Source organism: Acinetobacter sp. YH12097 (genome assembly GCF_013419225.1).
Classification (GTDB): domain Bacteria; phylum Pseudomonadota; class Gammaproteobacteria; order Pseudomonadales; family Moraxellaceae; genus Acinetobacter; species Acinetobacter amyesii.
The window spans coordinates 224,372-247,305 of sequence record NZ_VPAN01000001.1; the positions used below are offsets into that span (position 1 = coordinate 224,372).

The 22,934-nt window shown below is 40.3% G+C and carries 22 protein-coding genes and 1 tRNA gene; 10 read left to right on the top strand and 13 right to left on the bottom strand.

Translation table 11 applies throughout. The features are described 5' to 3' along the window. The first annotated feature begins 168 nt into the window (after positions 1 to 168). The 4 genes from mutS to FTU37_RS00995 all read left to right on the top strand — a co-directional run bounded on the left by mutS (position 169) and on the right by FTU37_RS00995 (position 5,166). On the top strand, positions 169 to 2,799 hold the full coding sequence (mutS, locus tag FTU37_RS00980) for a DNA mismatch repair protein MutS (RefSeq protein WP_180123613.1): 2,631 nt from the start codon (positions 169 to 171) through the stop codon (positions 2,797 to 2,799). A gap of 385 nt (positions 2,800 to 3,184) precedes the next feature. After that, positions 3,185 to 3,508, top strand: a complete 324-nt coding sequence (gene fdxA, locus FTU37_RS00985) for a ferredoxin FdxA (protein ID WP_004651686.1) — start codon at positions 3,185 to 3,187, stop codon at positions 3,506 to 3,508. A gap of 138 nt (positions 3,509 to 3,646) precedes the next feature. After that, positions 3,647 to 4,369, top strand: coding sequence for a D-Ala-D-Ala carboxypeptidase family metallohydrolase (locus FTU37_RS00990; protein ID WP_078188751.1), 723 nt, complete (start codon positions 3,647 to 3,649; stop codon positions 4,367 to 4,369). Positions 4,370 to 4,500: 131 nt separating this feature from the next. Further along, positions 4,501 to 5,166, top strand: a complete 666-nt coding sequence (locus FTU37_RS00995; protein WP_180022701.1) for an O-methyltransferase — start codon at positions 4,501 to 4,503, stop codon at positions 5,164 to 5,166. A gap of 209 nt (positions 5,167 to 5,375) precedes the next feature. Here FTU37_RS00995 and FTU37_RS01000 read toward each other — a convergent pair whose 3' ends face one another. From FTU37_RS01000 to FTU37_RS01035, 8 genes are all read right to left on the bottom strand, one after another. Then, positions 5,376 to 6,218 (bottom strand): universal stress protein, encoded by an 843-nt coding sequence (locus tag FTU37_RS01000; protein ID WP_078188753.1) that lies wholly within the window; start codon positions 6,216 to 6,218, stop codon positions 5,376 to 5,378. A gap of 130 nt (positions 6,219 to 6,348) precedes the next feature. Continuing rightward, positions 6,349 to 6,966 (bottom strand): DapH/DapD/GlmU-related protein, encoded by a 618-nt coding sequence (locus FTU37_RS01005; RefSeq protein ID WP_180054460.1) that lies wholly within the window; start codon positions 6,964 to 6,966, stop codon positions 6,349 to 6,351. Beyond that, positions 6,959 to 7,558, bottom strand: coding sequence for a YigZ family protein (locus FTU37_RS01010; protein WP_180123614.1), 600 nt, complete (start codon positions 7,556 to 7,558; stop codon positions 6,959 to 6,961). The genes FTU37_RS01005 and FTU37_RS01010 overlap by 8 nt, the downstream gene beginning before the upstream one ends. A 269-nt stretch (positions 7,559 to 7,827) precedes the next feature. Continuing rightward, on the bottom strand, positions 7,828 to 8,571 hold the full coding sequence (gene lptB / locus FTU37_RS01015; protein ID WP_180027056.1) for an LPS export ABC transporter ATP-binding protein: 744 nt from the start codon (positions 8,569 to 8,571) through the stop codon (positions 7,828 to 7,830). Beyond that, on the bottom strand, positions 8,571 to 9,137 hold the full coding sequence (gene lptA, locus FTU37_RS01020) for a lipopolysaccharide transport periplasmic protein LptA (RefSeq protein WP_168377635.1): 567 nt from the start codon (positions 9,135 to 9,137) through the stop codon (positions 8,571 to 8,573). The genes lptB and lptA overlap by 1 nt, the downstream gene beginning before the upstream one ends. Then, complete coding sequence (gene lptC, locus FTU37_RS01025; RefSeq protein ID WP_180123615.1) at positions 9,127 to 9,669, bottom strand: LPS export ABC transporter periplasmic protein LptC; 543 nt, start codon at positions 9,667 to 9,669, stop codon at positions 9,127 to 9,129. The genes lptA and lptC overlap by 11 nt, the downstream gene beginning before the upstream one ends. 35 nt (positions 9,670 to 9,704) lie before the next feature. After that, positions 9,705 to 10,244, bottom strand: coding sequence for an HAD family hydrolase (locus FTU37_RS01030; RefSeq protein WP_078188762.1), 540 nt, complete (start codon positions 10,242 to 10,244; stop codon positions 9,705 to 9,707). A gap of 4 nt (positions 10,245 to 10,248) precedes the next feature. Beyond that, a complete protein-coding gene (locus FTU37_RS01035) occupies positions 10,249 to 11,226 on the bottom strand; it encodes an SIS domain-containing protein (RefSeq protein ID WP_168377848.1) in 978 nt (325 codons plus the stop codon). Positions 11,227 to 11,582: 356 nt separating this feature from the next. On the opposite strand from FTU37_RS01035, the gene cysS reads away from it, so the two are divergent. The 3 genes from cysS to FTU37_RS01050 all read left to right on the top strand — a co-directional run bounded on the left by cysS (position 11,583) and on the right by FTU37_RS01050 (position 15,867). Next, positions 11,583 to 13,004 carry a cysteine--tRNA ligase gene (gene cysS, locus FTU37_RS01040; RefSeq protein WP_180111062.1) on the top strand — a complete coding sequence of 474 codons (1,422 nt, stop codon included), beginning with the start codon at positions 11,583 to 11,585 and terminating at the stop codon, positions 13,002 to 13,004. 62 nt (positions 13,005 to 13,066) lie between these two features. Beyond that, a tRNA-Gly gene (locus FTU37_RS01045) sits at positions 13,067 to 13,142 on the top strand. Between the two features lie 625 nt (positions 13,143 to 13,767). Beyond that, positions 13,768 to 15,867: a TonB-dependent siderophore receptor gene (locus FTU37_RS01050; protein WP_180123616.1), complete on the top strand. Its 2,100-nt coding sequence runs from the start codon at positions 13,768 to 13,770 to the stop codon at positions 15,865 to 15,867. 87 nt (positions 15,868 to 15,954) lie between these two features. Here the strand turns inward: FTU37_RS01050 and FTU37_RS01055 are convergent, their stop codons facing one another. Beyond that, complete coding sequence (locus tag FTU37_RS01055) at positions 15,955 to 16,230, bottom strand: hypothetical protein (RefSeq protein WP_078193570.1); 276 nt, start codon at positions 16,228 to 16,230, stop codon at positions 15,955 to 15,957. Positions 16,231 to 16,648: 418 nt separating this feature from the next. Here FTU37_RS01055 and FTU37_RS01060 point away from each other — a divergent pair, with 418 nt between their 5' ends. After that, positions 16,649 to 17,356, top strand: a complete 708-nt coding sequence (locus tag FTU37_RS01060; RefSeq protein WP_180123617.1) for a glutamine amidotransferase — start codon at positions 16,649 to 16,651, stop codon at positions 17,354 to 17,356. A gap of 66 nt (positions 17,357 to 17,422) precedes the next feature. Then, positions 17,423 to 18,052: a LysE family transporter gene (locus FTU37_RS01065; RefSeq protein ID WP_180123618.1), complete on the top strand. Its 630-nt coding sequence runs from the start codon at positions 17,423 to 17,425 to the stop codon at positions 18,050 to 18,052. 79 nt (positions 18,053 to 18,131) lie between these two features. On the opposite strand, the gene FTU37_RS01070 is transcribed toward FTU37_RS01065, so the two are convergent. Then, entirely contained in the window at positions 18,132 to 18,728 is a 597-nt protein-coding gene (locus tag FTU37_RS01070) for a YceI family protein (RefSeq protein WP_078188771.1), read from the bottom strand. 293 nt (positions 18,729 to 19,021) lie between these two features. Here FTU37_RS01070 and FTU37_RS16640 point away from each other — a divergent pair, with 293 nt between their 5' ends. Further along, positions 19,022 to 19,537, top strand: a complete 516-nt coding sequence (locus FTU37_RS16640; RefSeq protein ID WP_257223563.1) for a nuclear transport factor 2 family protein — start codon at positions 19,022 to 19,024, stop codon at positions 19,535 to 19,537. A gap of 52 nt (positions 19,538 to 19,589) precedes the next feature. On the opposite strand, the gene FTU37_RS01080 is transcribed toward FTU37_RS16640, so the two are convergent. The 3 genes from FTU37_RS01080 to tkt form a co-directional block, all read right to left on the bottom strand. Then, positions 19,590 to 20,039 (bottom strand): GNAT family N-acetyltransferase, encoded by a 450-nt coding sequence (locus FTU37_RS01080; RefSeq protein WP_180123619.1) that lies wholly within the window; start codon positions 20,037 to 20,039, stop codon positions 19,590 to 19,592. 199 nt (positions 20,040 to 20,238) lie between these two features. Further along, positions 20,239 to 20,454 (bottom strand): hypothetical protein, encoded by a 216-nt coding sequence (locus FTU37_RS01085; RefSeq protein ID WP_180010149.1) that lies wholly within the window; start codon positions 20,452 to 20,454, stop codon positions 20,239 to 20,241. Positions 20,455 to 20,636: 182 nt separating this feature from the next. After that, positions 20,637 to 22,625, bottom strand: a complete 1,989-nt coding sequence (gene tkt, locus FTU37_RS01090; RefSeq protein WP_180123620.1) for a transketolase — start codon at positions 22,623 to 22,625, stop codon at positions 20,637 to 20,639. Positions 22,626 to 22,934: the final 309 nt, after the last annotated feature.

A 22,934-nucleotide genomic window follows, 5' to 3' on the forward strand; every position in this document is an offset into this window, starting at 1 on the left:
CCTACCACTTTTTTTGCTAGAATCAGCAACACGATTTGTTAACGTACACCTGTGGTTTTGAATGAAGAGACAAAATAAATATAAGGACTTTTTCTAAATCCAATTTTCATCAAAACAGTGTTTTTCGTTTAGCAGCGCACAAATTTTTATTTTAAGGTATTTCGTTTCATGCAAGCTGATAATTCCAAAGTTGACCTTTCAACCCTGACCCCGATGATGCAACAGTACATGTCAGTCAAAATGCAAAATCCGCATTCACTGATGTTTTATCGGATGGGTGATTTTTATGAGCTCTTTTTTGAAGATGCGCATAAAGCAGCAAAACTCTTAGGAATTACACTGACACATCGTGGTAAAGCCAATGGTGAGCCTATTCCAATGGCAGGTGTCCCATACCATGCTGCTGAAGGCTATTTAGCCCGCCTTGTAAAAAAAGGTGAAACGGTGGTGATCTGCGAGCAAATTGGTGAGGTGACAGGCAAAGGGCCGGTTGAGCGCGGTATTGTCCGTATCATTACCCCAGGGACATTAACGGATGATGCACTGATTGCCTCTCATCAAAGTTCTAATTTAGTCGCAATCTGCTTACAACAAAATCAAATCGGGATTGCTTTACTGGACCTCAGTGCAGGTATTTTCAAAGTTCAGCAAATGGACTATCAACTGGAACAATTGGCAATCGAACTTTCTCGTTTAATGCCGAGCGAAATTTTGATTGATGAAGATCTCATTGACCCGAATATTGTCGAGCAAATTAAACGTCAATTAGACTGCCCTGTTACCAAGCGTCCAAACGTCGACTTCAATTTAAATAACGCGCAAAAAACGCTGTGTGACCAATTTGCAGTAGCCACACTTTCAGGTTTTGGTATTGACCATTTACCTTTGGCGAAAGCTGCCGCTGCGGCTTTGATTCACTATGCAAAAGTCACTCAAAAAACTGCTTTACCACATATCCGCAGCATTCAACTTGAACAAAGTAGTGATTTCGTGGCGCTCGACCCCGTCACTCGTCGTAACTTGGAACTGATTGATCCCCTATTTGAACATGGCACTTCCCTGTTCCAACTAATCAATGATTGCCAAACTGCGATGGGTGGTCGCCTATTAAGCCGCACCTTGATGCAGCCTTTACGTGATACTGCTCTATTGGATGCACGTTTAGATGCCTCACAAGCGATGCTGCAAGGCTATCATGAGTCTCCGATCCGCTTAGTTCTCAAAGAAATTGGCGATATTGAACGTGTGCTATCTCGTGTAGCTCTCGGCAGTGCTCGACCACGAGACCTAGTTCAGTTACGTCAAACTTGTGCACAAATTCCCTATCTTCGACATGCACTTGAACCGATCATTCAGGCACATCAATCTAAGCTCATTGCTCAGTTAAATGATGAAATGGGTGATTTTCACGGCTTACATGAGCGTCTCATGTCTGCCATCGTAGAAAACCCGCCGGTGCTTTTACGTGATGGTAATGTGATTGCCGAGGGCTTCGACACTGAACTCGATGAACTGCGTAAAATTCGTGACCATGCAGGACAATTTCTCATTGATCTCGAAATCAAAGAGCGTGAACAAACCGGAATTTCAACCTTAAAAATTGGCTATAACCGTGTCAGTGGCTACTATATTGAACTCACTCGCGCACAAGCCGAGCAAGCACCTGATCATTATATTCGCCGCCAAACCCTTAAAAATGCTGAACGCTACATTACCCCTGAGCTGAAATCGTTTGAAGATAAGGTGCTTTCGAGTGAGTCACGTGCATTAGCGCGCGAAAAAATGCTCTTTGAGCTATTACTTGATGAGCTACGTGCAGATATTGGCAACTTACAAATGATGAGCGCCGCTATAGCGCAAATTGATTTATTGGCCAATTTTGCCCATCAAGCTCGATTACGAAATTGGTCACGTCCTGAATATAGCCCTGAAGTTGGGATCAAAATCAAAGCCGGACGTCACCCAGTTGTGGAATCTCTGAGCAAATCAGCATTTACTCCAAATGATACTAGTTTGGACTTTAATCACCGCATGGCGATTATCACAGGGCCAAATATGGGCGGTAAATCGACCTTTATGCGCCAAACTGCCTTAATCAGTTTATTGGCCTACTGTGGTAGCTTTGTCCCTGCCCAATCTGCCATTTTAGGGCCGATCGACCGGATATTTACCCGTATTGGATCTGCCGACGACTTGTCTACAGGCAAATCAACCTTCATGGTGGAAATGACTGAAACCTCACAGATTCTACATCATGCGACCAATCAATCATTGGTACTGATGGATGAAGTCGGACGTGGTACGAGTACCTATGATGGCTTATCTTTGGCGTGGGCATGTGTGCTCGATCTCACCCGTCGCATTAAATGTTTATGCCTATTTGCAACGCATTATTTTGAGCTCACCGAGTTAGGCAAAGACGCCAATATAGATAACTATCATGTGACTGCTCGTGAGCTAAATGGCAACCTGATCTTACTGCATAAAGTTCAACAAGGCCCGGCGAGTCAAAGTCATGGTCTACAGGTGGCAAAGCTTGCGGGTATTCCCGCAGCAGTGATCAAAGAAGCGCAAAATCGACTTCGTATTTTAGAAACTCAGCAAAAACAGCAACTCAATACTGCTGTACAAACCGATCTATTCTCGGCACTCGCAGAGCCTGAAGTCATTGAACGCGTAGTTGAAGTTGAAAAAACATCGCCCGTACTTGATGCCTTAGCAGATATTGATATCGATAACTTAAGTCCACGTGAAGCATTACAACAGCTTTACGCTTTAAAGGATTTACTTAAGATCTAAATTGAGCAGAAGCGATAGATGAGATATGCAAAGAACACCAATGAAGGTGTTCTTTGCATTGACACCATTCAAACGCGTAAATTAGTGAATGTTTGCTATCTATTACTGCGGCTATTCAGCAATAAATTGATAAAAAATTAATGTTCTAAAATGTTTCATGCTTAAAATGCACATAAAAATATTGTTCGATAAACAGATGTAATTTAATTAGTTTTTGAGTATGATTCTCATTCATTGTGAAATTTACATAAATTGTTCAGTTTTTAGTGATTTTAACAGCACTGCATATAATAATTATCAATAAAAGGAATTGTTAGTTACCCTATTTTTTGCCTAAAATACACCATTAGTTTATTAGAACCATATTTTTTAGGTAGCTGTCGCCATGACCTTTGTTGTCACTGAAAACTGTATTAAATGTAAATATCAAGACTGCGTAGAAGTTTGCCCTGTTGACTGTTTCTATGAAGGTCCAAACTTCCTTGTTATTAATCCAGATGAATGTATCGACTGTGCGCTATGTGAACCTGAGTGTCCAGCTAACGCGATTTTCTCTGAAGATGAGTTACCTGAAGGTCAAGAAGTATTTATCGAACTTAATACTGAACTTTCTCAAAAATGGCCGAACATCACTCAAATTGGTGATCAACCTGCCGACCGTGAAGAATGGAACGGTAAAGCTGATAAATTACAATATCTTGAAAAGTAATTTTACGCTTTCATGAAAAGATCAGCACATGCTGATCTTTTTTTATACTTAAAGCACACATTTCATTGCAAATTATTCAAATTTTCTCAATCAAATTGGATTAAAATAGAACGAGTTTATAAATAATTGATTTCTATAATGAAGCATTTACTCAAGGGATTATTGTCCGTTGCAATATTCCCTCTTGTTTTCATTGGTTGTACAACTACACCACAAAAACAAGGTCACACTATTACAACTCCCGACGGTAAACGTATTTACATACCTCAAGAAAAAGTGACGACCATCAGACAAGCCCCGCCTAAAGTGGTGCCTTATGCCTACAATTCGTGGGTCGCGTCTGTCGATAATTTACGTCGCGTTCGAGACTATGAAGTCTTTTTAGAGAAAAATGGTGTAGGCAATATCATTCCATCATTTGAGTTGATGCGTACTGCACGTGACTGGCAAAAATGTGGTCGCTCAGAATATATGGTACCTAACCGTGAATTATGGCAAAACCAAATTGCAACCTTACGTGTCTTTAAATATTTAGTAGCTGCCAATATCTTAACGGACTTTGAAGTGACATCGGTTTATCGTGATTTGCCTTTGAACCAGTGTGCCGGTGGTGCAAGTTCATCTCGTCACTTATACAACTCTGCGATTGATTTCCGTATTGGACCTGCGTACCCGCAGCCCGAAGACTATAGTTATATTGAAAACACCAAGTTCCGTTTATGCCAGTTTTGGTCACAACATGGGCAAAGTCTCAATATGGGTCTTGGTTTATATGCCAGCGGACAAATTCATATTGATACTCAAGGCTACCGTACTTGGGGGCCTGATCACTCAAGCCGCTCATCAATGTGTAATTACTAAAACATTACATCGTCATATCAAGACCTCTTCGGAGGTCTTTTTTGTGCATAAAATATGCAAATACAGAACAATAAATTGCGATGTTAGTGGAAAGGTTTAAAATGCTTGCATCAATCACGAGGTGCGACAACATGCAACAAATGTGGACAGACATTGATGCTTACATCGATTCACATTTAATTCCTGAAGATCCAATACTGACCCAAACACTTCAACATACAGATGAACGTGGCTTTCCCGATCATCTTGCTGTAGCGGCCAATCAAGGTATGTTGCTACAAATGTTAATCCAAATGAACAAGTGTAAACGCGTTTTAGAACTTGGAACTTTTGCAGCCTACAGCACCATGTGGTTAGCACGCGCATTACCTGAAGATGGTTACATTCTGACCATTGAAGGTCGTGATACACATGCTGCCCTGGGTCAAGAAAATATTGATAATGCAAAGCTTGCACAAACGATTGATCTGAAATGTGGTCGCGCGGCAGATATTTTACGTGCCCTTCCTGAAGATACTGAAGCTTTTGACTTTATTTTTGTCGATGCAGACAAACAGAGCTACCCTGAATATTTAGAATTAAGCCTAAATTTATCTCATTCAGGTACAGTGATTGTTTTAGACAATGTGATTCGTGCAGGTGAGATTCTGAATGCCGAAAACCACAAGCCAAGTATTGAAGGTATCCGAGATATGTTCAAAGCCATGCAAAATCATCCAAAAATTTTATCCTGCACGGCACTTCAAACTGTAGGTTGTAAAGGTCATGATGGTTTTGCGATTGCAATCGTTAAATAATCTAAATCGAGGTGTTTTTTAGCCACCTCGAATAAAGGTATAAAAAATAATCAATACAATATTTTATTTTTAAAACAACTACTTACAAACACTACACACAGAGTTATCCACAATTTATGAGGATAACTCTGATTATTTTTAACACAACTACTTATTGTTTATTTAATCGCAATTGTCCGTCTATTTAATCACCTATTCATTGTCTCAACTTATTTTACAACCAACAGTGGCACACTCGAATTCCTGAAAATACTGGTGGTAATACTGCCCAAGAAGAACTGATGGATTTTACTGTGACTAAACGCCCCCAGTACGATTAACTGAATGCCATGCTCTTGTTGATAGTCCAGAATATTTTCCGAGACATCGCCATAGCGGTATTCCGTCACCACATCGAGACCGGCATTGGTTAAATAATTTTTTGGATCATCCAAGATTTGTGGGTGATCTCCAACATAGACCAAATGACATTGCAAAAGTTTAAGTAGGTCACTTTGTGCCACACGCTTCATTAGCTCAACGCATTTAGGCGAATATTCATAGGCAAAAATAAAACGTGTCGGTGGTTTAAACGTTGGCCCTACGGTCATAACGGTACAACTTGCACCACGTATAAAGTTTTCAACATTACTACCAAGCGGCTTATTGCGCTCTGCTGAACGTTCACCCACCCGACCAATTAAAACAATATCGTCATCTTGCAGTACATTAAAACTTTGCTCTAAAAAGTCGCCCTTTTCCTGAATATGGGTGGTTTGAATACCATGCTTGTCTTGGATCATTTCAGAAATGTGTTTGAGCAAGTTATTACTATAATCTAACGCTAAATCACTTTGTTTTTGTTCTAACTCCGCAAGTTCTTTCAAGAGCATGGCATTACTTTCAAACCCAATCACGCCACTGATTTCACCTAAGTGATAACTTGCCGGATAGTAATCTAGTATTTGTAGTAAAACCAACTCACGGTGCGTTTGTTTAGCAACCCAAGCAGCAGCATCAGCTAGTGCATTAATGCATGGAGAAGAGTCGATACAGGCGATAACTCGTTTCATGATTAGCCCTCGTTTTATTATTGCTTGGCTATAAAATGTTGTTTGTTATTTTTAACTTATCACAACTCTGTTTCACTGTGCATGCATTTGTGTAAGCATAAAAATGATTTATGACCTATTTGGTGATTATTTATTCACGATATCGAATGAATTTTGCAGGATTACCCACAATAATGGCACGTGCTTCAACATTTTTCGTCACCATACTGTTCATACCGACCACAGCCTGCTCAGCAATGTGAATGCCATCCTTGATTCCAACATGCGCCCCTAACCAAACATCACGCTCTATCTCAATCCCTTGTGATCGTACAGCCTGCTGATAAATGGGTTGATTAACATCCATTCCATGATCAAAAGCGTATAAATGGCAATATGCCGCCATACGAACCTGATCGTGAATTTTGATGCCCACTCGCCCACCATCTAAAATACAGTGATGATTGATCGCCACTTCATTGCCTATTTCTATTGGGCCATGCAAAGTGCAATCCGCCGCAATAAAGCTGTTATCTCCAATAACAATCTTACGTCCCGGTTCGGCAAAAATATGAGCCAATGGCGATATAAAACAGTTTTCACCAATTTCAACGGTTTCCATCGATTTGAGATAGTCTTGATATTCCTGTTGCCAAGCTTCGGCCCAACCACGATTTTTCGGTTTAAGTGACCAATACAACCAAGGCATATAATTCAGACGATGCTTATGTTGCTCTCGATATTTCAATAATGGATCTTGTTCATTCATCTTCATCAGCCTCGACGATATGCAGTTGTTCACGTCCGCGAGTTACATCTTGTATCTTTAACTGCAGTGGTTGGATTTGATGAATTTGCAATGATGCAAGTACATTTACACCTTCCACTGTGTAGTCTTCCTGAAATTCAATTTGCTGCTGATTGAGTTCATATTGGAAAATTGCCCACTCATTAAACTGACAACTAAATTGCACTTTTTTCTTCTCAATGAGTTCAATTTTTTCAGCCTGCAGCAGACATTGACCGGCACAGCCACCATAGGCACGTACCAAGCCCCCTGTGCCGAGCTTAATTCCGCCATACCAACGATTAACCAAGACCAATACGTTGGTTAGATCATTCCCTTCTATGGTTGCTAGAATGGGCCGACCTGCTGTGCCTGAAGGCTCACCATCGTCATTGAAACGTACGGTATGTCCAATTTTCCATGCCCAGCACTGATGTGTTGTTGAGATATCTTTATGGGCTTCGAGAAAGTCTTTAACGGCTTGTTCATTTTCCACAGGAACTGCGATGGCTTGAAAACGACTTTTTTTTATGTCTTCTTCATATTCAAACTGTGCGGTAAGTGTAAATGGCATAACGTCTTTAGATCCTCTATCAACGGATATTATAGCGTTTTTTGAAAGACTTACATCCACAAAAAAGCCCCCAATACTGGAGGCTTGATTGAAGACCATTCATCTTTCGTAATCGCATGATTTTTGCAGATCGTATTTTTAGTTTAATGTATACTGATATTTTTGTTAATTTTTAGATTAATTACTCAGTTTTTGTCATTTCCGACAATAAGATAAACCCGCTGAACCAAACTAGCGCCATTCAACGGGCAATTTCTTATTTTATTCAATTAAACGGTAAAATCATCACCAAGATAAACTTTACGTACCGTTTCATCTGCAAGCACTTCTTCTGGTGTGCCTTCTGCAATCACTGAGCCTTCACTCACGATATAGGCGTGCTCACAAATTGCTAGAGTTTCTCGCACATTATGGTCGGTAATTAATACACCAATACCACGATCTTTCAATGTTCGGATAATGTCTTTGATATCACCCACTGAAATAGGATCGACCCCTGCAAAAGGTTCATCTAGCAACATAAATTTAGGGTCTGCCGCTAACGCACGCGCGATTTCCGCACGACGACGCTCACCACCCGACACACTCATACCAAGAGAATCTTTGATGTGTGTGATTTTAAAGTCAGCAAGCAATTCTGTTAGACGTTGCTGACGCTGTTGCTTATTCAGATCTTTACGAGTTTCTAGAATAGACATGATATTTTCAGAAATCGTTAATTTTCTAAAAATAGATGCTTCTTGAGGTAGATAACCAATACCTTTACGTGCGCGCTCATGCATTGCCAAGTCAGACAAATCAAGATCATCTAAATGAATCTCACCTTTATCCATACGCACTAGACCAACAACCATATAGAAACTTGTGGTTTTACCTGCACCATTTGGACCAAGTAAACCCACAATTTGACCACTTTGCATGCTAAAGGACACGTCCTTTACCACCCAACGCTTACTGTAGTTTTTGGCTAAATGCTTAATACATAAAGTTTGAATTTGCGAGGTTTGCTCCATTAATCACGTGCTCCTGGGAAGGACTTAGTGCTTGACGGTGGAATCACGATTTGAACACGACCTGAAGAAGATCCAGATTTGTTTGGTGTACCTTCAGCAACGATATCGCCTTTATTCATACTGTATTTCAGGCTATTACCACGAATACTCGCACCATCTTGTTGCAACAAAGCACCGCCCGTCATGGTGATAATACCCGTTTCAGCATTGTAGACGATCTTTTGCGCTTGACCTTTTGCAAAGCCTTTGGCAGGATCAGTTTTTTGTTGGAAATGTGCTGGTCCGCCCGTTGCTGTAATCGTACTGATCTCTTTTTTGCTGTTTAAGTTCGCAACGATTGAGTTTGCCTGCAGCTTCATTGAACCCTGTTCAATGATGACATTACCGGTATACGTCGTAATCCCGGTTTTTTCATTAAACGTTGCACGATCGGCAACCAATGAAATCGGTTGATTACGATCTGAAGGCAAAGCAAAAGCTGCAACTGAACATAACGCCAGTGAACCGAGTAGCGCTGTACGTTTTAGGAAAGTTTTTGCAGTTTTTCGATTAAAATTATGGTTCATACTTTCCTCGAATATTAAAAAATTCGTATTGACCGTCGTTTAAATTTGCTTTTAAACCTTGGCTGACAAATTCGGCTTGTGGTGAAATCACCGTTACAGTCTTGTCCGTTTCTATTTCACGCTGTTTTGGAAAAGCAGTTAGTTCCTCAGTACGAAACTCCATTTGCCCTTCACGCATCAATTTCGTTGCAACCACATTGTCACTCAGTACGACTTTTTGGTTATCATCCATACCATTGGCTTGTTTGGCAAAGAACGTGGCATCGACAGCACCATCTTGATAGGTCGATGCTTTCAGATTGACCAAATGAGTAGTTTGCTTTTGCAAATCCTGCTCAAGTCGATCGACTTGCGCACGAATATGCAATTTTCCCTGCTCATCAGTCTGCGTCAGGTTAATGTTTTCAGCTGAGTAAGTCATACTTTTCGAAGAGTCCGCCTGAAGCTTATTACCCTTTCCACCGAAATAGTAAAAACCACCGCTTACAGCAGCAATGACCACAGCTGTCACGTATAAAACTTTAGTATCCATAAGCGGAGATTCAATCCAATGACTGCATCAATTTATTAATAAGGTGCACTTGCATATTTTTCAAGTAGTTCCTGGTATACACCTTTAGACACTAAAAGCATATCGCAAATTTCACGAACAGCACCACGTCCACCCATCGCCTGAGTGACAAGATCTGCACGGCGACGTACTTCTAAATGTCCATTCGGCACGGTCACTTTCATCCCTGCAATAGCGAAGGCTGAAAGATCGGGCCAGTCATCACCCATATATAGGCAATCTGAAGGATCAATACCGAACTGTGCGCAGGCTTCTGTCAAAGCAACGCCTTTGTCTTCACGACCTTGAAACACCAAGTCCACACCTAAGTCAGACATGCGTTTTTCAACGATATTACTTTTACGGCCAGTAATAATGATGACTTTGATACCTGCTTTTTGCACTAACTTCATGCCTAAGCCATCACGAATATCAAAAGATTTGATTTCATCGCCGCTATTGGTCAATGTTACAAATCCATCACTTAAAATTCCATCTACATCCAGTACCAGTGCTTCTATGTGACGCGCTTGTTCTAGCAATACATACGATGCCATTTTCTTAATTTACCCCAGCCTGAATCAGATCATGCATGCTGATAATCCCAATCACTTTATTGGCATCATCAACAACTACAAATTGTGTAATTTTCTTTTCGTTCATACGTTCTAAAGCATGTACCGCACGTTCTTCTTGTGAAATCGTCAAAGGATTTTTAATCATCACTTCTGAGACTTTCATATTCACATCAAAGCCTTGCTGTTTATCAATCAAACGACGTAAATCACCATCGGTAAAAATGCCCAATAAGGTATCGTTTTCATCGACGATCGTGGTGAGACCCAAACGTTTATTTGAAATTTCGTACAGGACTTTATTCATTGGTGTCTCTGGCGACACTTTGGGTAAGTCTTCACCTGTATGCATAAGATGTTTTACATGCAATAACAAACGCTTACCCAACGCTCCAGCAGGATGAGAACGTGCGAAATCATCTGAGGTAAAGCCACGTGCATCCAATAATGCAACTGCAAGGGCATCACCTAAGGCTAATGTTGCAGTGGTACTTGAGGTCGGAGCTAAACCCAAAGGGCATGCTTCTTGAATATTACCCAAGGTCAATGCGACATCGGCATTTTGTGGCATTGGGCCTTTATTGTCGCCACTCATAGTAATGAGAGGAATGCCCAAATGTTTGATCAATGGCATCAGCATCATAATTTCATCACTCTTACCTGAGTTTGAAATTGCAATGAGCACATCACCTTTAACCAACATGCCCAAATCACCATGTCCAGCTTCACCCGGATGCATGAAGAAAGATGGCGTACCAGTCGAGGCAAATGTAGCGGCCATTTTACGACCGATATGACCCGATTTGCCCATACCAGTAATCACTAAACGCCCTTTGCACTGTAAAATGATTTCGCAGGCTTGGCTAAAACGATCATCTATTTGCGTCGCTAATACTTGTAAAGCATGCTCTTCAATACGCAAAGTTTCTAATGCGACTTTCTGAAAATCGACTTGATTCGGCATATTTGGTGGATTCAAAGTTGTTATACCTTAAGCCGTGAGAGGTGCGCTCTCACTTTCAAAATAAAAAATTTTCACAATTTTATCATATCTATGCAAATAGCACGTTTCCAAATGTATAAGAATTCATGAATTATGCAGAAAAGATGCATTTCTTCTTTTTTATCTTAGGAACAGATAAATTGAATTAAACTCTCAAATGAAATTCAGCCCGAATCAAATGAGCCTTCAACTTCTTTTTCCAGCAGTACAATTACATCAAGCATTAAAAAATATCTGCTTTTTTGGGTTTTAACTTTATGAAAAAAAATGCTTAGGTTAAGATGAGCCATCTTTTGGTAGAAACAATTTGAAGACCTATGCAACCTTTTGTTCTATATAACTCAGAGCAACGTAAAAAAGTAGAATTCGTACCTCGCAAAGAAGGACATATCGATATGTATGTCTGTGGAATGACCGTGTATGACTACTGTCATATTGGTCATGCTCGAGTTATGGTTGCATTCGACTACATTATCCGTTTCCTGCGCAGTCAGGGCTGGAACGTTAAATACGTTCGCAACATTACCGATATTGACGACAAAATCATTGCCCGTGCCAATGAAAATGGCGAAAGCATTACTGCTTTAACCGATCGCTTTATCAAGGCCATGAACGAAGATGCTGCCAATTTAGGTTGTGCAGCACCTGATGAAGCACCACGTGCAACAGACTATATCGATCAAATGCAGAATATGATTGGTAACTTAGTCAACAAAGGTACAGCATATCCATCTGCAAATGGCGATGTTTATTTTGAAGTTGAAAAGTTTGCCAAATATGGTCGTCTTTCGGGTCGTAAACTTGACGATATGCAGGCTGGTGCTTCTGAACGCGTTGATGTAGAAGTAGAAAAGAAACATCCTTTTGACTTCGTGCTTTGGAAACATGCCAAAGAAAATGAACCTTCTTGGGCTTCGCCTTGGGGCAATGGCCGTCCGGGCTGGCATATTGAATGTTCAGCGATGTCGACCTGCTGCTTAGGTAACCATTTTGATATTCATGGTGGCGGTTCAGACTTAACTTTCCCGCATCATGAAAATGAAATTGCGCAATCTGAGGCCTCTACTGGCGAACAGTATGTCAATTACTGGATGCACGTCGGCTTTATTAATGTCGATGGCGAAAAAATGTCGAAGTCTTTAGGTAACTTCTTCACTATTCGTGATGTGATGGATAAATTCCACCCTGAAGTGATTCGCTTCTTTATTGTGTCATCACATTACCGTAGCCCAGTAAACTTCTCTGACACTGCTTTAAAAGAAGCGAAAAATACCCTTTCCCGTTTCTATCATTCATTTAAAGCTTATCAACAAGCCTATGGTGAAAAAACCGTAGAAACTTTAGATGATGCTTTGGTTGAGCGCTTTAATGCAGCTATGCGTGATGATTTCAACACCCCTGAAGCCATTGCAGTTTTGTTCGAGCTAAACAAAGAGTTAAACCGTGCAGTAAAAGATGAAAATGCTGAACAAGCGGCTGTGTATTATTCGACATTGCATCACTTGACCAACATTTTAGGTTTGGTGCAACACAATGTAGATGATTTCCTGAAATCTGATATCGGTCAGGAAGCATTAGGCTTACCAGAAGAACAGATTGAAGATTTAATTCAACAACGTAAAGATGCGAAAAAAGCTAAAGAATTTGCAAAAGCAGATGAAATTCGTCAATCTTTGTTAGATCAAGGGGTTGTTCTTGAAGATACTCGTCAAGGCACTATTTGGCGCCGTGCTGATTAATTAAGCAAACAGAAGCATAGAGAGTTGACAGTTGTGTGAAATTCTCTATAATTCACCTCATTGCGGGAATAGCTCAGTTGGTAGAGCATAACCTTGCCAAGGTTGGGGTCGGGAGTTCGAGTCTCCTTTCCCGCTCCAGAATACGAAAAACCCTCATCGAAAGATGAGGGTTTTTTTATGTCTTAATTTTTCTTCAAAGGCTTATTTTTAGATGTATTTACTCATGTTATACACATAAAAGTCATTTCGCATTTTTAAAATAATATTTACGTCTATTCGACGAAGTCTTACATTTAGGGATTAAATACAGGGATTAGCCTTCGGCTGGGGGTACTTTACGAAACGTTGTTTCTCATTCGGCAAAATGAGAAGCGTGCTTCGCAAGGAGACCATTTTGCGGTGCAATGCACCTCACCAACAAAACTCGTTCACTACCGTCAAATGATTCAACGTATCGCAAAAACATTTTGATTAGAAGTCGTCCTGTCTCAAACAATTGCGGATGACATTACCGCGTATCTTTATTATTTGAAGCAAAGTACGCTTCTGATGTTACTGCGTCACATCAGTGATTTATTATATTGTAGCGGCGTTAATAGGCCTGGATTACTTCCAACGATTAAGGCTTTCTTTATTGCCGCACAACCTTTCACCTGCCTGTTAAAAACTAATCTAACGAAATGCTCATCTCGGCTATTTTCCTCAATTTTTCTCCATAATTTTCCGTTATTCTTTGCCAAAATTACATTTGGACAACCAAATAATGTACGGCGCGCACACCACACTCAAACTGACCAGCTTAAGTTACGCATTACTTACAATCTCAACATCAATTTGGGCCGCAGATACTGTTCAAAATCCAAAAGAATACTCAGCAGTACAGCAAATGGAAGCTTTAACATTTGAAGTTCCAACAGCAAGCACCAAACCCAAAGACCCAGATATCAGTGCTGTCGCAAAAACTATTATAAGCCGTGATGAAATGTTGAAATTTGGCGATCAGTCCATCAATGATGCGCTGCGCCGTGCTGCAGGGTTTCAATTGCCCGGTGCTGGCGGTGGTCCACGTGGTGGTGCAGGTGCTGGCGGCATGCGCTTTCGTGGTGGTGGCGCACCCGTGTTCTTAATCAATGGTGAACCTGTACAAGGTGGTCCTCGTGGTGGCATGTCAGTTGTTGATAGCATTACGCCCGAAATGATCGAACGCCTTGAAATCACCAAACAACCGAGCGTCGCTCAAGGCTCGGTTGCTTCATCTGCTGTCATTAATATTATTTTAAAAGAACCATTGAATGGCACGCGTTTGAGTGGATCTGTACGTGCTGGTTATGGCCTAACCAAGTCAAATACACGTGAAGAAGAACGCACCAATTTAAACTTTCAAATGGATGGTCGATCAGACCCTTGGATTTATAGTTTATCTGGGAGCCAAATGTGGAATGATTCAGATACACTCACCCGTACACAAGATGCAACAGGAACGAAAACTCAAAAACGCATCACCAATCGTACGTCGCAAATGTTAACCCCACGTGTTGAATATCAACTTGATGATCAACAAAAACTGGTCGCTGAAATGTTTTATCGCAACAATGAAAGCGAAGGCACAAGTGGCTCCCAAGTCCAAAAAGATAAAAATGACAGCATTCGACTCAACACACGATATGAGCGTAAAGACCAAGGAAATTCAAACAAAATTCGCTTATCAATCGAACAGCAAAATGAAACGGAATTGACCGAATTCAGAGATTCTCAATCGTATATTGATGAACAAATTAATGAATTTGGCTTGGGCTACGACGGTGTCCGAAAGTTCGACTCAAAACGCCAAATTAAATTTGGTACTGATCTACGTAGCAATGAACTTGAAAGCAATATTGCAGAGACCTTAGATGAACAATTGTATGCTGCTTATGTTGAAGGAAGTTGGAAATATACGCCGCGCCAAACCTTAACTTTAGGTGTACGCCAAGAGTGGATTGATCGTTCAGGTTTAGTGGATTATCAAGATCAGCATTTGAGTCCTGTATTAGCACACCGTTTTGACTTTAATGAGCAATGGTCACTCCAAACCAACTTGAGTCAGGCTTTTAAAAACCCACGTAGCAATCAATTGATGCCGACTGTTTCAGTTTCTACAGATAGCGATGCAGGGACACTAAACAACCCTGACCGTGGGGGTAATCCTGACTTACGACCTGAAACCATCAATGCTTACGAAACAACCATAGGCTATAACACCCCTGCTGGCGGCGTAAATATCACTGCATATTATCGAGAAATTAATGACTATATCGAAAAATCGATCCTGTCAGAAAATGCTACAGGCGGTCGTTGCGAAACAGAAAATACCGATTGCCGTTTTGTCGAACGCCCATATAACCAAGACAGTGCAACTACTTATGGTGTGGAAATTGCTGGACGTTATGCACTGAAGCAAACGGAGAATGGTCATTCATTTATGTTGAATGCTCAGCTTTCAACTGTACGTGCAAAAATTGAAGAAACTGACGGCTCTGACCGTTTGGCAAGCGATGTTGCACCTTATACCGCAAGTGCTGGTTTATCTTATAACTATCAACCGTGGCGTATAGCAACTAGTGTGAATCTCAATTATACCCCTGAATATACACGTGCGCTGAGTAACGAACCGTACAATCGCACCAGCAATGAACGCGTCAATATGGATGTGAGTTTTACTAAACGCTTTGATCAAAATTGGTCTGCATCGGTGAATGCACGTAATATTCTCAGCTCAGATTATAAAGAAGTGTTAAAAGAACAAAGTTCTGGCGCGCTGTATCAATCACGTATTAATGAAGCAATTCCAAGCTTTATGTTTACCTTAGAAAAGAAATTTTAAACCGTTTCTAAGAGACTGCTAAGAGATTCAAAATAAAAAACCGATACGGACAACGTATCGGTTTTTTTATGCATACACGACCGCAAACTAGCGCTCTATTGCCTTCAACATTTTCGCAATTTTGAGGGTATGTTCCTTCTGCCCTTTTTTCTCTAAGACCTTTTGCTCAACCCACCATAAATATTCAAAAATTTCTGATTCACTTGAATCCTCTTGAATTAATTTAAAAATATTGGGCAAATAATCATCATATTCATCACGTAAAGCAGGAATACGGCGAATCCCTAAGGGGTCCCATTCCTTTAATAAAATTTTATGTATCGCATGCAAGAGACTAGCATCTCGATTATGTTTTGACTGCATACAAGTTCCCTGGCTTATATTTTTTACTTTTAAAATCAGTTATCTAATTATGTGATGATATTAAAAGAAAAATGAACTGTTGTTTGTCGAAGATTTCATCATACGCATCTCTAAACGCTTTTCCATTGGTTTTTCATCTTTTTTTTATATCAAACCAAAGCTTTATCTAAATTTCATGCACTTTTTCTCATAAATTTTGCCAATAATCCCTTTAGAGAATCCCTTACTTCACAGTACAAAGGTTTTAAATGCTAAGTTCAACGATCGAACCTAATCACTCAAAGAGTGAAACAATACGCTTCAGCCAACTTCTATATTTATCTCTTTTCGTAATTGTGAAAAATTTACAGTTTTCCTTTTTATTCTCCGACAATTCAAGCTACATTCTATTTTGAAATTTTAATCCTGAAAAATCCCTATGAGTACTGCATTAAACGAAACCATTTACGTCATTCAACACCTTGCATTTGAAGATTTGGGTTCATTGGAAGATGTATTTTATCAACTGGGTCATCGGGTGAGATACTTCGAAGCTGGTGTCGATGACCTGAGTAAAGCTATGCAACATACAGGGCTTACCATCATTTTGGGCGGCCCGATCGGAGTTTATGAAACTAATGACTACCCTTTCCTACAAAAAGAAATAGACTTACTTAAAGTACGTTTAGAGAGTAATTTACCGACTTTAGGCATTTGCTTAGGTGCTCAGCTTATTGCGTATGCATTGGGAGCGAAAGTCTATGCAGGTCATAGCAAAGAAATCGGTTGGAGTACCTTAGAACTTGAAGTCATTACTAACAATATATTAGCGCCGTTAGATCAAGTGCCTGTACTGCATTGGCATGGCGATACTTTTGATTTACCTGCAAATGCACAACTACTCGCCAGCTCGGCAATTTACCCGAATCAAGCGTTTAGCTATGGGCCCAATATTTTAGCCCTACAGTTTCATATTGAAGCAGAAGCACAGGCCATGGAAAAATGGCTGATTGGGCATACATGTGAATTACATAAAGCACAAATTAACATCTCAAATTTACGCATGCAAAGCCAACAACAAGCACCTCATTTAGAACGTGTTGCTCCCCTTATTTTGCAGCAATTTTTACAACAACTTCAGCTTTAAAACAGCTATTAATTTAATGCTAAATGGCTTATAACAGTTGCACTTCAAAACGTATAAGCCATTAGAATGACTCCCTTACTCAGCATTGCGCTCATCCACTTTTTTGCTCTCATCAGCCCAGGCCCAGACTTCTTTTTTGTCACTCAAAGTGCTATTCGACAATCCAGATCACATGCATTATTTGCCGCGTTAGGTATTTCACTCAGTATTTTAGTTTGGTCAATTTGTGCAATAAGTGGCTTACATTTTCTATTTCAGAAAATGGCTTGGTTACAACAATGCCTCATGATTTTGGGAGGCCTATATCTTTTATATTTAGGCTCTCAGTTATTAAAGTCTGCATGGAGTAAAGACCTCGGCACAATAACAAAACCAACCGAGCAAGCCGTACAGAAAAAATCGCCTTTGACGCTGTTATTTCAAGGTTTCTTGACCAATATGGCCAATCCTAAAGCATTGGTTTATTTCAGTAGTGTATTTTCCATTGGGATCAGTGCAAATGTTAGTATTTTCGAACAGAGCTCTTTATTGGCTTTAGTCTTTATTGAAAGTCTGATTTGGTTTGCATTGGTTGCGGTCTTATTCTCAGCACCTAAAATGACGCATTACTATCAAAAATTTAGTAAAAAAATTGACGCAATTACCGGTGGAATCTTCATCAGTTTTGGCTGCCTATTGCTGCTCAATCGCGATTGATCACACCAGTTAAATATCTTCAAGACATAAAAAAGCACCCAAATGGGTGCTTTCCTAACTTAGCTGAGGGAGCTAAATCTTATTTCGCTGCTGCCTTTGCTGTAGACACAGCGGCTTCAGTCGTAATATTTACCGTAATTTTGTCGCCTACATTCGGTACATATGCACCTACGCCAAATGCTGAACGATCAAAAGAAGTCGTTGCATTGAAACCAATCGTTTCTGCTTTGGTCATTGGGTGCACGGCTTGCTTGTTCAATACAGCGTCCAATACCACTGGTTTAGTCACATTTTTAACTGTTAAATCACCCGTGATTTTGTATTTAGTTTTGCTGATCGCTTGAACTTTTGTACTTTTAAACGTGATATTTGGATACTTTTCAGCATCAAAGAAATCAGCTGTTTTTAAATGATCATCTAATGCTTTGACATTGGTATTTAAGCTTGATAATGGAATCGTCACGTTCACAGACGAATTTGCAGGTTTTGCATTATCGACATTAATTGTCCCTTGAATGTCACTAAAGTTTGCAGAAGGCGTTGAGAAACCAAAATGATTCCAAGTAAATACTGTTGCTGTATGAGTAGGATCAATTTGATAGGCAACAGGTTTTGCCATAGAAATTGTTGTAACTGATGCAACCGCCAAACCGATTGTTAATGCTTTAAAGTTCATGTTTTTATCTCACTTTCGAATACCATTAAGTCTATAGATTTTTAGCCGTATTACAGCTTTAAAGATAAAACGTTTTGTAGCATGTTTAGAACGATAGTTTTGTAAAATCTGTAGCAGCATCTACAACCACTCTCAATTATTAAATTTCCCATATATTTCAAATAATTAATAATTTAATTGATCCATGAGTTATTTATCCTAAATTTAGGAAATATCAACCCATCTGAGTCGTAGGTTTTCAAAACAAATCCACTTAAGATTTTTAGACATCATAAAAATCTGAGTACCGAAAAATGACAGAACAATCGCTGGCTATTGAAAAAGCCTTAAACACTAAAACGCCCAAAGATGTCGTTTTAGCATTTCTCATGAATACATCAAAAGAACTCGTTGAAAATGCAACTCAGCTACTGGTAGCTGAAGACGCGGCGTATGTTTCCTTAAACTTCAGCAACCCAGAACTTAAACAAATTGAGCCGTGGGCTGGGTCTGGAACAGGTAGAGACATTTATATATATACCTTTGCCAATGTCGGCACTTACTGGAATATCGATGAATTTCAAATCACGGATATGATCGCTGAAGATGAAACTGTAGCTGTATTTGGTCAATTCACCTACACCTCAGTCTATGCAAAAAATACTTTCACCTCGCCTTTTTCAATTAAAGCCAAAGTTCAAAACGGTTTAATCAGCTTTTTCCAATTTATGGAAGATACCTATGCCTCAGCCTCATCGTTCCGCGTAGGTGGAGAATGGATCATTCAGCAAGATGCTGACCCGGCTAAAAACTTTAAAGTTTCAGCTTAATACTGAGATGCGCAAAAGCTGTTGTTGATTTGGAATGGCCTTTTACATTGAGTTAATGACAGCGGTATTGGATAAATCCGGTTTTTTTCGCGATTTGATCATACAGCTTTTGCGCAGTTTCATTGTCCTGATGCGTCAGCCAATACACACGGTCACACTGCCGCTGATCACAATATTCTTTCACTTTGGCGATCAGCGCCTTGCCAATGCCCTGCCCGCGATAATCCTCAAGGGTATATAAGTCCTGCAAATAGGCATAAGGCTGCAATGTCCAGCAGCTCTCATGTTCAATGACATGCACGATCCCAACCACTTGATGATCAATCACAGCTGCAAAGCCATACATATGTTCGCAGTCAGCAGCATGTAACCTGTGCCATGTACGCTCAGTCACCTCATCTGCCACCTGACTTTTATAAAATTCTAAATACAGCTCCCAAAGCGGCTGCCATTGGTTTTTTGATATTTCTGTTAAATTTTTAATTTGTATTTGCACGTTCAATGTCTTTTTTAAATGATCACTGGATTTTTATAACTGAAATAAAGCTTCATGTGTTGAAAACACTTTATTTAATGCGCTCTTTTTTAAGAATAATGAGTCTTGAAAGGACGTTTTCTTATTTGTTTTATAAACTTATCTTTTTTATAAATACGATAGGCAAATAAAAAGCCCGAACAATCGGACTTTTTAACCATTTAGCTTATAGCTTCTCAACCAAAATGCGGTCAACTTGCTTCAAGCCTGTATGCTTTTCATGGTTCTTACGGCGAATCTTAATCACTTTGTCTTCTTGCAAATCTTGCAGCATCAATTCTACTGCAACCATGGCTTCAAGCGCTAAGTCCGTGCCTATCCATTTCTGTTCACCAGCATCCATCAGTACAATTTCATCATTTATCTGATCGTAAAGGCTCATCGTTTCCTCACTTGGGGCAACATTGCACCCGTGGCTGAATACTGCATGAATGAATTAATTTTAAACCAATGCTTTAATTCATTCGTTACAAATCGTTATTTCACAATTAAAAATAAATTTAATCTCTGCAATAAAAAACGCCCCTTCTCTGGGGCGTCTTTATTAAGGTTAATCTTTACAGATTAAGCGGTAATTTCTTTCACAGCAGCAACAACAGCATCAGCTGTGATACCAAAGTGTTGGTACAAGTCTTTTGCTGGAGCAGATTCACCGTAAGTCGTCATACCGATTACACGACCATCAAGACCTACAAATTTCCACCAGTAGTCCACATGCGCAGCTTCAACAGCAACACGCGCACGGATCGCAGCAGGAAGAACCGCTTCACGGTAAGCAGCGTCTTGTTTTACGAATTCTTCAGCACATGGCATAGAAACGACACGTACACCTTCAAGCTGTGCATAAGCATCCATTGCCAATGAAACTTCTGAACCAGTCGCAATGATGATTACTTTCAATTCGCCTTTTTCTTTTGCAAGAACATAACCGCCTTTCGCAACGTCAGCAATTTGATCTGCTGTACGAGTTTGGAATGGCAAGTTTTGACGAGAGAAGATTAACGCTGTAGGGCCTTCTGAACGAAGTAGCGCAGATTTCCAAGAAATAGACGCTTCTACAGTGTCACATGGACGCCAAGTGTTTAGGTTTGGTGTACCACGTAAAGATGCAATTTGCTCTACAGGTTGGTGTGTAGGACCATCTTCACCTAGACCAATTGAGTCATGGGTATACACATGAATCACACGCTGTTTCATCAATGCAGACATACGTACTGCATTACGCGCATATTCCATGAACATTAAGAATGTTGCTACATAAGGAACGAAACCGCCATGAAGTGCAACACCGTTAGCAATCGCAGTCATACCGAATTCACGTACACCGTAATGAACGTAGTTACCCGCTGGGTTAGATTCAACACCTTCTGCGCCTTTCCATAAAGTCAGGTTAGAGCCTGCAAGGTCAGCAGAACCGCCTAGAATTTCTGGAAGCTGCGGCGCAAATGCTTGAATGGCATTTTGGCTAGCTTTACGAGTAGCGATTGTTTCAGCTTTAGCATTTACTTCAGCAATATAAGCATCCGCTTTTGCTGCGAAGTCAGCAGGAAGATCACCAGAAAGACGACGTTTTAGTTCAGCTGCTTCTGCTGGATATTTAGCAGCATAAGCAGCAAATGTGTCGTTCCAAGCAGATTCAGAAGCAGTACCTTTGGCTTTTGCATCCCAAGCTGCATAAACATCAGCAGGAATTTCAAATGGACCTTCTGCCCAGCCCAAAGCTTCACGAGTTAAAGCGATTTCATCATTACCAAGCGGCGCACCGTGGCAATCTTCTTTACCTTGTTTGTTTGGTGAACCTAAACCAATAATGGTTTTACAGATAATTAAGGTTGGTTTCGCAGTTTCAGCTTTTGCTTCAACAGTTGCCGCACGGATTGCATCTGCATCATGGCCGTCAACTTTCAGTACTTGCCAGCCGTATGCCAAGAAACGCTGTTCTGTATCATCAGAGAACCAGCCTTCTACTTCACCGTCAATTGAGATGCCGTTGTCATCGTAGTAAACAACTAATTTACCTAGACCCAAAGTACCAGCCAATGAACATGCTTCGTGAGAAACACCTTCCATTAAACAGCCATCACCTAAGAAACAGTAAGTGTTGTGATCTACAACTGTGATGTCTTCTTTGTTGAATTGAGCCGCTAAAGTTTTTTCAGCAAGTGCAAAACCTACAGCGTTTGCAATACCTTGACCCAATGGACCCGTAGTTGTTTCGATACCCGGTGCATAGCCCAATTCTGGGTGACCTGGAGTTTTAGAATGCAATTGACGGAAAGATTTTAAATCTTCAATAGACAGGTCATAACCTGTTAAGTGCAATAGCGCATATTGCAACATAGAGCCATGGCCGTTTGACAATACGAAACGGTCACGGTTTGCCCATTGTGGGTTTGCAGGGTTGTGGTTGAGGAATTCACGCCATACCACATCAGCAATATCTGCCATCCCCATTGGAGCACCTGGATGTCCTGAATTTGCTTTTTGCACAGCATCCATTGCCAATACACGAATTGCGTTTGCAATACGACGTTCGTTAAGCGGGGTTGTCATAGGTCAGAGTCCAAACAAATGGTTTAAAAGAGTAAGATGAATAAGAATTCAAAGATGAGCATATTGTCTTAAAAAAAGCGGAATGGGTAAAGCCTCAGGGGCAAATTTTCGCTAATTATTCCTGCACCACCTGTATTTTGGGCGCTTATTGCTCAATTTCAAGCCTATGCATGTCGTTTATTTTGTATACAGTGACGCTTTTATATGGCGAATCAATGACAGCGCAATGCATATTTAGAGTTTTGTAAAGAAAGCAAATGCTTTATAACTGATAAAAGTCCAATACATCGAATGGAAAATGTGAATATA